Origin of the sequence: Mycobacterium sp., assembly GCF_035506235.1 — a bacterium.
Classification (GTDB): Bacteria; Actinomycetota; Actinomycetes; order Mycobacteriales; family Mycobacteriaceae; genus Mycobacterium.
In genome coordinates this window covers 17,971-30,366 of the sequence record NZ_DATJPU010000310.1, presented here as the reverse complement: position 1 = coordinate 30,366, position 12,396 = coordinate 17,971, and the positions used below count along the sequence as shown (strand labels likewise).

Genomic DNA, 12,396 nt, shown 5'->3' with positions numbered 1-12,396 from the left:
GGAAGTGCCACCGGCGCTGGCTCGCTTGTGCGCGATAGCCACGCAACAGGCGATTTTGAGCTTTTGCGCATTGTGCTCAGGCGGGTGTGCCGCGGCCATCGGACAGCAGCGCCGCTTCGCAGGACTACCGAGCAGGAGTTGTGGTCGTCAGCTCCGTCAGGCCGAGAGGAAGGCCTATCTTGATGGCCGCGGCAACACCCGAATTAGTTGCCGCCGAGGATGATTCACCGCAGTCCCACCGGGATGCCCCTACTAGTTGCCGCCCATGACGCCACCAACCGCGCAAAGGTGGGCAACGACTTCGAAGCTACCGCAGGCGAATTCGGCGAAGCCGCGGGCAAATGCGATCCGGCTGCGCCCGCACCGCCCATAAGGTCTGTGGCGAGTTAGACGGGGGCGTTCCTGCGGATACCGTCGTGGATGAGCTGGTGAAAAACGCCAATATCATCACCCCCGGCGCCGACCCCGCCGTCTCCGTCGCACCGAGGCCCGATTCGTCATCGCCTCAGCGGGAGCCCACTGTCCGAACCATCAGGTGGGCTTCGCCAACCGGAATGGGCCAAGACATCGGGTGAAGCTGATTTCCTTCATCGAAGGGGCTGCTGCGACCAATCCGGTTCCACCGGTACCCCAGGTACCGGACGCCCAGACGCTGAAACCGCCACAGGCGGTGGCGCCCGCCCCACCCAGGAAGGCACCTCGTGTCGTTGGTCCTCCGCCCGGCAGGGGCGGCGGCGGAGGCGGCAATGGTGGTGGTACCGGCGGGGTGGCCCCGACACCACCCATGGAGCCGGGCATTATCACGCTCGCGCCATAACCGCTCGGTCAGCGAGTGCCCGCTTCCCGGCATTCCGCCACGAGGACGCAATCAGAATGCCTCGGGATCCCGTTGGACCTCAACCGGCACCGGGTGGCGATACAGGCGAGAGGCGTTCTCCCAGCTGATTTTCCGGATGGCGTCCGGCGCCAGGTCGCCGATTTGCTCGTGGATGGTCCGTTGGGTGTGCGGCCAGGTGGAGTCGCAATGCGGGTAATCGGCCTCCAGCATGATGTTGTCCACCCCGATTCGGTCACGCTGGACGAACGACGACTTGTCCTCCACGGCGCAGAACCAGAAGTTCCGGGTGAACACCTCCGCGGGAGTGAGGCTTTCGCCGAGCGCCTGCCAGGTGCCGTACATCGCGTGATAGCTGAGCATGTGGTCGAGGCGGTCGAGCAGCCCGGCTACCCAGCCTATTCCGCCTTCCGACAAGCAAATTCTCAGATCGGGGAACCTGCTGGGCAGGCCGGAGTACAACCAGTCGACCGCGGCGGAGATGGCGTAGGCGAAGAACAGCACGCCCTGGACGTCCGGCGGCGCGTCGTCGGTGGTGGACGGCGACGACCCCGAGGATCCGATGTGCAGGTTCACGACGGTCCCCGTCTCGGCGCACGCCGCCATGATCGGGTCCCAGTGGCCGGAGTGAATGCTCGGCAGCCCGAGCATCGCCGGGTTCTCGCTGAAGGTGACGGCGTGAAATCCGCGTTCGGCGTTCTCGTGGATCATCTTCGCGCCGAGCTCGGGGTCGAGCAGCCACGGCAATTGGCAGGGAATGATGCGTTCGGGGTAAGAACCGGCCCAGACCTCGAGGTGCCAGTCGTTCCATGCGCGCACCGACGCCAGCGCCAGGTCCCGATCCGTGGTCACCTGCTGCAGCCGCTGGCCGGCGAAGCCGGGCAGGAACGACGGGAAATTCAGCGAGGCGTAGATACCATTCAGGTCCATGTCCCTGACGCGCTCGTGGATATCCCAAACGCCCCTGCGCATCTCGTCGAAACGGACCGGCTCGAACCCGTACTCCGCGACCGGCCGCCCGACCACGGCGTTGAATCCGACGTTCGGCAATTCCCGGCCGTCGTAGACCCAGGTCTGTCCCCCATCGCCGGTGTCCACGACCCTGGGGGCGCGGTCGGCGAACTTTCGTGGCAGACGTCCGGTGAAGGTGTCGGGCGGTTCGACGATGTGGTCATCGGCCGAGATCACCGTGTAGCGGCGTGGCGCCTGGGGCGGATCGGGCAGGAACGTGACCGAGCGCTGCTCGCCCGTCTTCGCCGTCGTGAAGCTCAGGTCGCCGGCCAGTTCATCGATCGATTTCACTCGTCAATCTCCTTGCGGGGCAGGGCGCTTACCCATTACATGAGCACATCCGGATCGGCCTTGATCGTCATCCGTGCGGCCCCCGCCCAGTACACGTCGGCGGCGCGTTCGATGAGCGACCGCTGCATGCCCGCCATGTCCGACCAATTCATCTGCACCGGCTCCTTGCCGGTGAGCATCACGTCGTAAGCCAGCTGGCACACCCGCTCGATCGACGCCGCCCGGTATACGGCTTCCGGGAGGTTGCAACCGGTCGCGATCACGCCGTGGTTGGCCAGGATCGTGAGGTTGGCGCCGCCGATGCGCGCGGCGAGCTCCGCGGCGCGGGCGGGGCTGTCGATTTCCCCGTCGTACGTGTCGACCAGGCACAGGTCGTCGAGGTAGAGCGAACCGGTCTGGTGCACGAGTTCGGGGAGCCTGCCCAGCGCGGCGAGGACACACGCGTGGTACGGGTGATTGTGGATGACCACGCGGGCGTCGTCGCGGACCCGGTGCAGCTCGGTGTGGATGTGGATGGCCGGGGTGACATCCCAACGACCGCGAACCACCCGCGCCTCGCTGTCCACGACGCAGATGTCCGAGGCGGTGAGCTCCTGCCACCACAGTCCCCACGGATTGACGAACATGTCCGTTTGGCCATCGGGCTGCCAGGTGATGTGTCCGGCCATGTTCTCCGCGAAGCCGATGCCGGCCAGGTGGCGGAAGGCGATCGCGAGCGCCTGTTCGTTGGACAGTTCGACGCCGATCGGGGGCACCACCGACGGCGCCCAGACCTCCAGGCCACCCCGCCGCGCGTCAGGAGCGTTCATGACCGGCCTCCATCCTCAGTCGAATATCCTCGCGGAGCAGGCCTTTGGCGACCTTGCCCCCGGAAGATCGGGGAAGCTCATCGACCACGATGAGGCGTTCGGGCAGCAGTTCCTTCGAGACTCCCAGCGCCAACAAATGATCGATCAGTCGCGGCAGGTCGATGGTTTGCGAGTCGACGAGTTCGGTGTAGACACAAACCTTTTCACCGAACACCGGATCGGGCATCGCGACCGCCACCGCCACCGCGATCGCGGGGTGGGTCGCGACGGTGTCCTCGACCTGGGTCGCGCTGATGTTCTTGCCGCCGCGCAGGATGAAGTCAGAAGTGCGGCCGGTGACGGTCAGATAGCCCTCCGCGTCGATCTCGCAGAGGTCGCCCATGCGCATCCACCCGTCGGCGGTGAACAGCTTGTCGTGATCGGTCCCGCCAAGGTACCCGAGGCTGGTCGCCGGTCCCCGGCATGCGGGCTGGCCGCGCCCAGTCTCGGTGACGTCCCGATCTCCGTCGAAGAGCCGGACCGCCATCTCGGGAACGATGCGGCCGCCCGTGCGGAGTCGGCGTTCGCGCGGGTCGTCGACCGTGGTCGCGCTGAGCATCCCGGTCTCGTTGGAGCCGTAGAACTGCAAGATCTTCGCGCCGGTGAGCTCCTCGAATTCGGCGGCCGGCCGGTACGGCAACGCCTCGCCGCCGGCGAAAACGACGCGCAGCGAGCTCAGGTCGTGCTCGCGGCAAGCCGGGTCCGCCATGAGCATCGTCAATTGTGTGCTGACACAACACAACACGGTTACTCCGTGCTGGGCGATCGCCTCACACGCCCCACGCGCGGTGAACCGCTGCATGATCACCGCGGTGGCGCCGAGATAGATCGGGGTGGTGTGGCTGGTCCAAAGCCCGAAGCCGAACGGCGTGGGTATGACCGGCAAGAAGACGTCATCCGGAGTCAGCAACCCGTTGGCCACAGCCTTCTGGTGAAAGTAGTGCCAACGGTTTTGCGTGTGCACCACGCATTTGGGCAGGCCCGTCGTCCCGGAGGTGGAATTGATGAGAAACATGTCGTCGGGGCCCAGTTGGGATTCCACGCCCAACGCCCTGGGTTGCGTGTCAACGTTGAGCCGCGGCGCGCCGGGATTGGCGTTCAATTCCAGTACGGGCAACCGGTTTTCGCCGGCCACCCGCGCCGCGGTCGCGCCGCGCTGTGAATCGCTGATCAGCATCTTTGGTTGCGAATTGCGCAATATCGCAGCCACCTCGCGGGCCCCCGCGCGCGCACCGATGCCGACCACGACGGCGCCGCACCGTTCGATCGCGACGAAGAGCACGTGGATGGCGGTGGAGTCGCCATGCCACACCGCGATGCGATCACCGCGCAGCACACCGACGCCGGCCAGCTGCTCCGCCAGTTTGCTTGCCGCATGGTCGAATTCATGCCAGCTCAGCGATGCGCCGAGATGGTCGACATAGGCCAGGCGGTGCGGTGCGGATTCGGCGTTACGACGTACCGCGTCCGACAGGGTCGAGTCGGACCACCAGCCGGCGGCGCGGAACAGGGCCGAGTCCTCGTCGGTGAATGCCGGCGAGCCCACAGTGTCCAGCCCGCCGGCGCTCATTCCCAAATGATAGGGAAACCGCGCGGCGTTTCGTCGGGCAAGCCCCGCGGCGTTACGGATTCTGCGGCGCGGGGGCGTTGTGCTGGTTGGTGCCCGCGGTGCCCGGGCGAGCGTGCGGCGTAGGACAGGTGATGCGCGGAATGCAGCCACAGTTGAGGCCGATGATGCAGGCGCCCCCGCCGACGGGCTGCACGGGTAGGGCGCCGCCGCCGTCGCTACCGCTCGGCGCCGTGCCGGACGAAGGGCTCGTTGCGCTGTTCGGCTGCTCGCCGGCGGCGTCCTGCACGCCGCCAACGCCGAAGCCGACCGCAAATACCAGTGCGGCGCCGCCGCACGCCGCGGCCGCCAGCCTGCCTTTGCGATTCGTCATGGCTACCAACTGTAATTTCCGGTCGCGGGATGCGCACAGCGACACAGGGTGCTTTAGTCAAATCCGACGGAAGCTGCCAGCACGGGAGGCGGTGGCGAATGCGGACCACGCGAATTGCCGGGCTCTGGCCGGGGCTGCTGAGCGGCGCGGCCGCCGGGGCTGCGGGCACCACCGCGCTCGACGTCATCACGTACCTCGACATCGCGGTGCGGGGCCGGGCGACCAGCACGACACCCGAGAGGACCTCCATGCCGTTCATGTCCATGCCGTTCATTCCGAGCCTTCGTCTCGTATGGTCAGTCTGTGCTGATCGGGTTCCTGCTAGCGCTGGGTTGCTCGGTGTGTTACGGCACGGCCTCGGTTTTGCAGGCCGTCGCGACGCGATCGGTGGAAGCCACAAGCACATCGGGCATCGACGCCGTGCTGCTGATGCGCGCCGCCCGGCAGTGGCGCTATATCGCCGGCATCGGTCTCGACGGTCTCGGTTTTCTGCTTCAGGTGATGGCGCTGCGTTTGGTGCCGATCTACGTCGTCGCCGCGGCGCTGGCCGCCTCCATCGCGGTCACCGGCATCGTATCCGCGTCGGTCCTGTCGGCCCGGCTGTCACCAGCCGAGTGGACGTCCGTCGGGGTGGTCTGCGTGAGCCTCGCCGCGCTCGCCTGCGCGGCCGGGCCGGGGCACTTTCGTCACGCCCCGGCCGGACTCGGCTGGGCGCTCATCGGCGTGGTCGCCGCAATTTTCATCGCCGGTGCGGCCGCGGGCCGGCTCGGCGATCGCGAGCGCGCGCTCGCCCTCGGGTTCGGCGCCGGAAGTGGATTCGGTGTCGTCGAGGTCGGCGTGCGCCTGGTGGACGTGGTCGATCCGACCAAGGCCGCGTTCTACACCAACCCGGCCCTGTACTCGGCGGCCGGTGGCGGGGCCGCGGGATTTCTCCTGCTCACCTCCGCCTTGCACCGCGGGTCGGTGACCACGACGGTGGCCGCGATGGTCGTCGGTGAAACGATCGCCCCCGCGCTCGTGGGGGTGGTGTGGCTGGGCGACAGTGCCCGCCACGGTCTCGGCTGGTTGGTGGTCCTCGGATTCGTGGTGGCGGTGTCGGCAACATTGGTCTTGGCCCGCTTCGGCGAAGCGCCCACCCCCGCCGAGTCCGGTTAGGTCGCCGCTGGGGAATTAGCGGCATAGGTCGTGCCACGCGGTTGGCGGGTCCACAGCACGCCGCCCTGCGCGCTGACGCCGGCGGCGATCAACTCACGTTTGAGGATCTTGTTGGTGGCGGTCGCCGGCAGGTCGTCATTGATGCGCACATAGCGCGGCCACGCCTTCGGCGACAGGTCGGGTTGCGAGGCGAGGAACTTTTCCAAATATTCGGGCCGAAAGGCAATCCCGTCGCGCAGCACGACGGCCGCCATCACCTGATCGCCGACGCGCTCGTCGGGCACGGCGTAGACCGCGACCTGGCTGATTTGCGGCAGCCGTTCCAGGATCCGCTCGATCGGCGCCGCCGCCAAGTTCTCGCCGTCCACGCGCATCCAGTCCGCCGTGCGGCCCGCCAGATAGATCCAGCCGTCGGCGTCGCGGTAGGCCAGATCGCCGGACCAGTACATGCCGTGCCGCATGCGCTGCGCCGTCGCGGACGGATCGTTGTAGTAGCCGGTGAACGGCCCCGCGCCCTGGGTGTTGACGAGCTCGCCGACCGCTTCGTCGAAGTTGGCCAGCGCGCCGTGTTCGTCGAACCGCGCGACGGCGCACTCCGTCAGGGTCCGCGGGTTGTAGATGGCGACCCCGGGGTAAGGCTTGCCGATCGACCCGGGCGGGGCGCCGTCCTCGCGGACGACGATCACCGCGAACTCGCTGGAGCCGAAGCTGTCGACCACCCGGCATCCGAAACGCCTTGCGAATTCAGCGATATCGCGATCGGTGGCCTCGTTGCCGAACGCGATTCGCAGGGGCGTGCCGGCGTCGTCGGGACGTTCGGGGGTGGCCAGGATCAACGCGAGGGGCTTGCCGACGTAGTTCAGGTAGGTGACGTTGAAGCGGCGCACGTCGTCGATGAACCGCGACGGCGAGAACTTGGCCGGGACCATCGTGGCGCCGCTGCCGATCGCGACGGCCCACCCGGCGGCGATGCCGTTGGAGTGAAACAGCGGCATCGCCAGGTAGCAGACGTCGTCGGCGGTGACGTCGTACTGGAAGATCAGGCTGGCCCCGCACATGATTGCCATCCCGTGCGCGAACCGGACGGCCTTGGGGTCACCGCTGGTGCCGGAGGTGAAGATCATCATCAGGGTGTCGGCGGCGGTGACCTCGCGGTGGGGCGCCAGGGGTGGCGCGGCGGCCGCCGCTTCGGCGTAGCTTCTCGACGCCACGTCGATAACCTGAATTCCGTTGAGGTTCAAGCGGTTTAGCAGCGGCAGATGTTCGCCGTCGACGAGCAGGATCTGGCAGTCGGATCGCCGGATGTCGGCGAGCAGGCCGGCTCCGCGGCGGGTGGTGTTGATGCCGCACAGCACGTAGCCGCCCAGGGCCGCGGCCGCCATGGCGCGCAGCATCGCCGGGGAGTTGGTGAGCAGGGCGCCGACATGCAGCGGGCGGGCGGGATCGGCGAGGCGGATCAGCGCGGCGGCCTCGGCCTCGGCCTCGGCCAGGTGCTCGCGCCAGGTCCAGGTCCGCTCGCCGTGGGCGATCGCGGCGGTGTCGTCGTTTCGGCGCTGGCGCAAGAGCTGCTGAACCGTCTCCGGCCCGGTGTGGCTCATCGCGTCGTCAGCACCAATCCGGCATAGTTCTGATCGGCCACGGCTTCGCAATGCCGCCGGTACGTACCGAACCCGCCGGCGTAGGGCATGAAGATCCGTTTCTTGCCTTCGATATTGGCGCCCAGATACCACGAGGACGCCGCCTTCGGAAACAGCGTCTGCTCGGCGGCATTGGCCACCTGATCGGTCCAGGCGTCGGCGGCATCGCGGCGCGGTTCGACCTCGCTCACCCCGAGCCGGCGGGCCATCAACATGAGCTCCAGGACCCAGTCGACCTGAACCTCGGCGTGCAGCACCATGTTGGCCAGCACCGACGGGCTGCCGGGCCCGCTGATGGTGAACAGGTTCGGCAGGCCGGGGACCATCAGGCCCAGAAACGTCACGGGGCCATCGGCCCAGATGTCGCGCAGCCGGTCTCCCCTCGGCCCCGTCGGGTCGATGCGGGTCAGCGCTCCGGTCAGCGCGTCGAAGCCGGTCGCGAAGACCAGCACGTCGCAGGGATAGGTCGCCGCGCCGGTTCGCACTCCCTCGGGGACGATCCCGTCGATCGGCTCGCGGCGCAGGTTCACCAGCCGGACGTTGTCGCGGTTGAAGGTGGCGTAATAACCGGCGTCGGTGCAGATCCGCTTGGTCCCGATCGGGTGATCGACCGGGATCAGATCCGCGGCGACGACCGGATCGTGGACGATCTCCCGGATCCGCTCCTCGGCGAACTCGCGGGCGATGTCGTTGGCGGCCGGGTCGGAATTCTGGTCGGGGAAGGTTTTGGCGAACAGGACGCCGCCCTCGCGCCAGCGCCGCCACAGTGCTTCGATTCGCTCGTGCGGTTCGGTGTCGAGCGCCTTCGTGTGATAGGTGCCGTGTGGTGTGCCCGACGACGCGTACGCCGAGATACGGCGTCGCTCGGGGTACTCCTCCCGGATCCGTTGCTGTTCTACAGCAGACCATGGGCGGTTGGGCATGGGGATGCTGTAATTCGCCGATCGCTGGAAGACCACCAGTCGCTCGGCCTGGCCGGCGATGATCGGAACCGCTTGAATGCCAGACGAACCCGTGCCGATCAGCCCCACCCGCTTGCCGCGCAGGTCGGGATCCGCGCGAGGCCACGCGGCGGTGAAGTACACGTCACCCGCGAAATCGTCGACGCCGGGGATATCGGGGCGGTTCACCGCGGACAGGCAGCCGGTCGCACACAGGAGAAACTTCGCGGCGTAGGTCTGGCCGCGCTCCGAGACATCATGAGTGCGGACGTGCCAGCGTCCCGCCCCCTGCTCGAAATCGGCACCAAGCACGTCGACACCGAACCGGTAGTGGCGGCGCAGATCGAACCGGTCGGCCACGTGGCCCAGATAGGCAAGGATCTCGGGCTGCGCGGCGAAGCGTTCACTCCACGTCCAGCTCTGCTGCAGCTCGTCGTCGAAAGAGTATGAATAGTCGACACTTTCGACGTCGCACCGCGCGCCGGGGTACCGATTCCAGTACCACGTGCCACCCACGTCGGGCGCCGCCTCGATGCCGATCACCGACAGTCCCGCCGAGGCGGCCCGGTGTACGGCGTACAGCCCGGCGAATCCTGCGCCGATGACGATGACGTCGGTATCGGTCATGTCGACTCGCAGCGCGCGAAGTCAAGCAGCTCCCGCAGGTCGCCGCAGATCAGCTCGCGCGCCGAGGCGGCCGGCGGGAAGGATTGAATCGTGATGAAGCCGTGGAACAATCCGGGAAAATCGCGGTGTACGACCCGCACGCCCGCGCTGCGCAGGCGGCGCGCGTAGTCACATCCCTCGCTTTGCAAGGGATCCAGTCCGGCGGTCACGACCACCGCGGCCGGCAGGTCCGTATAACAATCCGCGCGAGCCGGTGCCACCAGCCAGGGTGGGTCGAACAGCCGCTCATCGCCAAGGTATTGGCGCCAATACCATTGCATGGCGGCCCGGGTGTTGAAGTACCCGGTGCCGTAGCGGTGGTAGCTGTCGGTGTCGAATGAGGGATCGACGGCCGGGTACAGCAACAGCTGGGCGGCGGGACGGGCGGACCCTCGTTCGCGGCACAGGATCGCGGTGACCGCCGCGAGGTTGCCGCCGGCGCTGTCGCCGGCGACCGCAGTCCGCGTCGCGTCGATGCCCAGACCGTCCGCGTGGTCGATCACCCAGCGGAACGCCGCGAAGGCGTCGAGCGCCGCCGCGGGTGCGGGGTGCTCGGGGGCCAGCCGGTACCCCACCGACACGACGACGGCTTGGCCGCCCCGGGCCAGGGCCCGGCAGAAGCCGTCGTGGGATTCGATGTCGCAGAAGACGAATCCCCCGCCGTGATAGAAGACGATTCCGGGGTGGTGGCCGAACAGGTCGCCGTGCGGGTAGTAGATCCGCACGGGAATGGCCCCCGCTGGGCCCGGGACGGTGTGGTCGATGGTGCTGCGGACGTCCTCGATGTTACTGGCGGGCACCCGCCGCGCGGCCACGGCGGCCCGCGCCTCGGGACCGGTCATCGTCTCGACACGGGGGAATCCGGTTTTCAGCTCGCGCAGCATGGCCCGCACAGTGCCGTCCATGTCGTCCATGTCGTCCATGCCGTCCATGCCGTCAGTGCCGTCCATGTCGTCCATGCCGTCAGTGCCATCCGTGGCCACGTCCATGTGCGCCTCCGCCCGCACCGTTGCGCCGGTCATGCTGGCCGGTACCTCAGCAAAGTGATACCGCCCTCAAGATCGTAGAACACCGGGCTCACCCGCATCCCGATTCGGATGTCGGCCGGGTCGACCTCCACCAATTCGGTGCTGATCCGTGGCCCGGCGTCCCACTGCACCACCGCGAGCAGCTGCGGCAGCGCCTCCGCCCACGGTGGCCCGGTGGGCCTGCGGGCGACGGTGTAGGTGTACAACGTTCCGCCACCGTCGATTTCGCGCCACTCCAGGTCGTCGGCGAGCGTCCCCGGGGCCAGCGTGCGGGGATAGAAGACGTAGCGGCGCAGCGACGGCGAGTACTGCACGAGGATGCGGTGCTGCGCCAAGGCGTCCCAAAAGGGCCGGGAGACCGGCGTGGGCTCGGGCATTGGGCGTGCCTCGGGACCCATTGCTACTCCCCCCGCATCAGCAGCGCGACCTGCTCGCTCATGATGCCGCCGTTGCCGGTGACGAAGGCGGTGTGGCAGTCGCGCACCTGCGCGTCGCCGGCCCGTCCCATGATCTGGCGTGCCGCGTCGACGATGTGGTGCATGCCGCCGGCCATCCCGGCCTGGCCGAACGACAGCTGGCCGCCGGCGGTATTGAGCGGGAAGTCGCCGCGGTAGGTCAGGTCATGGTCGGTAACCCACGACATGCCTTCGCCTTTGCCGCAGAAGCCGGCGTCTTCCAGGCTCATCAGCACCGTGATGGTGTAGCAGTCGTAGATCGACGCGACATCGACATCGGAGCGGCCCAGCCCGGCCATCGCGAACGCCCGGTCGGCGGCGCGCGCGATCGGTGTGTGCGTCAGGTCCTCGGCATAGGTGGGGGTCTTGAACGCGATGTGCTCACCAAAGCCCTTGATCAACACCGGGCGATGGCTTCGCCGCGTGATGTCGGCGTTGGCGACCAACACCCCGGCTCCCCCGTGCACCCGCATCACCGTTTCGAGCATGTGGATGGGATCGGCGATCATCGGGCTGGCGAGGACGTCGTCCACCGTGATCGGGCTGCCATGAAAAACCGCGCCCGGATGCGCACATGCATTGGTGCGCTGATCGACCGCGATCTTCGCGACGGCGGCCGGGTCGTAGCCGAACTCGGCGGCGTAGCGCTGGGCGATCTGCGCGTATGGCGCGTTTTGGCCGACGTTGCCGTACGGGATCTCGAACTCGGCCTGCGGTGACCCATAGTTGTTGGACGACGCCCCATACCAATTCGGGGTGGGTGGCGGCCTTCTGCCGGATTGCGGCTGCGCCGCCGATCCCGGGACCACCGCCAGCACCGCGTCGCAGATGCCGAGCTCCACGGCGGCCGCCGCCCGCCAGACCATTCCCGCCGAGCTGGCTCCGCCCAGATCGACTCGCTCCCCGAAATCCAGTGCCATGCCCAGGTATTCGCACAGCGTGGCCGGTGCGAACATGGCGGATTCGGCGACGCCGTGGGTGAGCAGGCCGTTGACGCGCTCCGGGTCGACGCCGGCGTCCTCGATGACCAGCTTCGCCAGCCGGGCGTACTGGTCGAGGGTGAACAGCGGGGGCCCGGTGGGGTGCCGCTCGGCGGGCAGCTCGGCGATGCCGACGATGGCCGCCTCACCGCGCAATCCCGTCACGACGGTGTTCCGCGTCGGGGCAGCTCGACCGTCGCGGTTCCCGGCATCAGAATGGTGGCGTCGCGGCGGCCCGAGATGTCGAGATCCACCAGGCCCGTGCCGCTTTCGGTGACGCGCTTGCCGGTGACCTCGCCACCGAAGCTGAGCAGCTGACCCGGATAGGCGACGGCCCGGTTCTGCACCGCGAAGGACACCAGGCGGCCCCGTCCACCGATCCAGTCGCCGATCGCGCGGGCCAGCAGCGCCGCCTGTAGCGGGCCCTGGACCAATACGTCGTCGTAGCCCTCGACCGCGCGGGCCCACTCCTTGTCGTAGTGGATGCGGTGGCCGTTGTAGGTGGCGGCGCTGAAGAAGAAGAGTTGCGTCTCGTCGACGGTGACGGCCAGCGTGGGCAGCGAGTCTCCCACGCCCACGTCTTCGTAGAACACCTGGCTGCCCTCCATG

General features: G+C 67.9%; 11 protein-coding genes. 1 reads left to right on the top strand and 10 read right to left on the bottom strand.

The features are described 5' to 3' along the window. Nucleotides 1-868 precede the first annotated feature (868 nt). Genes VMD50_RS28655 through VMD50_RS28640 form a run of 4 tightly spaced genes read right to left on the bottom strand, consistent with a single transcriptional unit; the run spans nucleotide 869 to nucleotide 4,925 of the window. Nucleotides 869-2,137 (bottom strand): amidohydrolase family protein, encoded by a 1,269-nt coding sequence (locus tag VMD50_RS28655; protein WP_325433176.1) that lies wholly within the window; start codon nucleotides 2,135-2,137, stop codon nucleotides 869-871. Nucleotides 2,138-2,172: 35 nt separating this feature from the next. After that, nucleotides 2,173-2,946 (bottom strand): class II aldolase/adducin family protein, encoded by a 774-nt coding sequence (locus VMD50_RS28650; protein WP_325433174.1) that lies wholly within the window; start codon nucleotides 2,944-2,946, stop codon nucleotides 2,173-2,175. Then, on the bottom strand, nucleotides 2,933-4,555 hold the full coding sequence (locus VMD50_RS28645; RefSeq protein WP_325433172.1) for a class I adenylate-forming enzyme family protein: 1,623 nt from the start codon (nucleotides 4,553-4,555) through the stop codon (nucleotides 2,933-2,935). Before VMD50_RS28645 ends, VMD50_RS28650 begins: the two co-directional genes overlap by 14 nt. Before the next feature lie 52 nt (nucleotides 4,556-4,607). Beyond that, nucleotides 4,608-4,925 carry a hypothetical protein gene (locus tag VMD50_RS28640; protein ID WP_325433170.1) on the bottom strand — a complete coding sequence of 106 codons (318 nt, stop codon included), beginning with the start codon at nucleotides 4,923-4,925 and terminating at the stop codon, nucleotides 4,608-4,610. Between the two features lie 303 nt (nucleotides 4,926-5,228). Between VMD50_RS28640 and VMD50_RS28635 the strand changes: the two genes are divergently transcribed. Next, nucleotides 5,229-6,080: a DMT family transporter gene (locus VMD50_RS28635; protein ID WP_325433168.1), complete on the top strand. Its 852-nt coding sequence runs from the start codon at nucleotides 5,229-5,231 to the stop codon at nucleotides 6,078-6,080. Here the strand turns inward: VMD50_RS28635 and fadD1 are convergent. From fadD1 to VMD50_RS28605, 6 genes are all read right to left on the bottom strand, one after another. Further along, nucleotides 6,077-7,678, bottom strand: coding sequence for a fatty-acid--CoA ligase FadD1 (gene fadD1, locus VMD50_RS28630; protein WP_325433166.1), 1,602 nt, complete (start codon nucleotides 7,676-7,678; stop codon nucleotides 6,077-6,079). The two genes, VMD50_RS28635 and fadD1, sit on opposite strands and share 4 nt — an antisense overlap. Next, nucleotides 7,675-9,285 (bottom strand): flavin-containing monooxygenase, encoded by a 1,611-nt coding sequence (locus tag VMD50_RS28625; RefSeq protein ID WP_325433164.1) that lies wholly within the window; start codon nucleotides 9,283-9,285, stop codon nucleotides 7,675-7,677. The genes fadD1 and VMD50_RS28625 overlap by 4 nt, the downstream gene beginning before the upstream one ends. Next, entirely contained in the window at nucleotides 9,282-10,238 is a 957-nt protein-coding gene (locus tag VMD50_RS28620) for an alpha/beta hydrolase (RefSeq protein WP_414686202.1), read from the bottom strand. Before VMD50_RS28620 ends, VMD50_RS28625 begins: the two co-directional genes overlap by 4 nt. Nucleotides 10,239-10,342: 104 nt before the next feature. Beyond that, a complete protein-coding gene (locus VMD50_RS28615) occupies nucleotides 10,343-10,750 on the bottom strand; it encodes a Zn-ribbon domain-containing OB-fold protein (protein WP_325433160.1) in 408 nt (135 codons plus the stop codon). Between the two features lie 2 nt (nucleotides 10,751-10,752). Then, nucleotides 10,753-11,952, bottom strand: coding sequence for a thiolase family protein (locus VMD50_RS28610; protein ID WP_325433158.1), 1,200 nt, complete (start codon nucleotides 11,950-11,952; stop codon nucleotides 10,753-10,755). Continuing rightward, nucleotides 11,949-12,395 carry a MaoC family dehydratase gene (locus VMD50_RS28605; RefSeq protein WP_325433156.1) on the bottom strand — a complete coding sequence of 149 codons (447 nt, stop codon included), beginning with the start codon at nucleotides 12,393-12,395 and terminating at the stop codon, nucleotides 11,949-11,951. Before VMD50_RS28605 ends, VMD50_RS28610 begins: the two co-directional genes overlap by 4 nt. Between the last annotated feature and the right edge of the window lies 1 nt (nucleotide 12,396).

What these genes read in the sequence shown, in the direction of transcription:
- VMD50_RS28650 (WP_325433174.1), bottom strand. Translation starts at nt 2,946, where the DNA reads ATGAACGCTCCTGACGCGCGGCGGGGTGGCCTGGAGGTCTGGGCGCCG.
- VMD50_RS28645 (WP_325433172.1), bottom strand. Translation starts at nt 4,555, where the DNA reads ATGAGCGCCGGCGGGCTGGACACTGTGGGCTCGCCGGCATTCACCGAC.
- VMD50_RS28640 (WP_325433170.1), bottom strand. Translation starts at nt 4,925, where the DNA reads ATGACGAATCGCAAAGGCAGGCTGGCGGCCGCGGCGTGCGGCGGCGCC.
- fadD1 (WP_325433166.1), bottom strand. Translation starts at nt 7,678, where the DNA reads ATGAGCCACACCGGGCCGGAGACGGTTCAGCAGCTCTTGCGCCAGCGC.
- VMD50_RS28625 (WP_325433164.1), bottom strand. Translation starts at nt 9,285, where the DNA reads ATGACCGATACCGACGTCATCGTCATCGGCGCAGGATTCGCCGGGCTG.
- VMD50_RS28620 (WP_414686202.1), bottom strand. Translation starts at nt 10,238, where the DNA reads ATGGACGACATGGACGGCACTGTGCGGGCCATGCTGCGCGAGCTGAAA.
- VMD50_RS28615 (WP_325433160.1), bottom strand. Translation starts at nt 10,750, where the DNA reads ATGGGTCCCGAGGCACGCCCAATGCCCGAGCCCACGCCGGTCTCCCGG.
- VMD50_RS28605 (WP_325433156.1), bottom strand. Translation starts at nt 12,395, where the DNA reads ATGGAGGGCAGCCAGGTGTTCTACGAAGACGTGGGCGTGGGAGACTCG.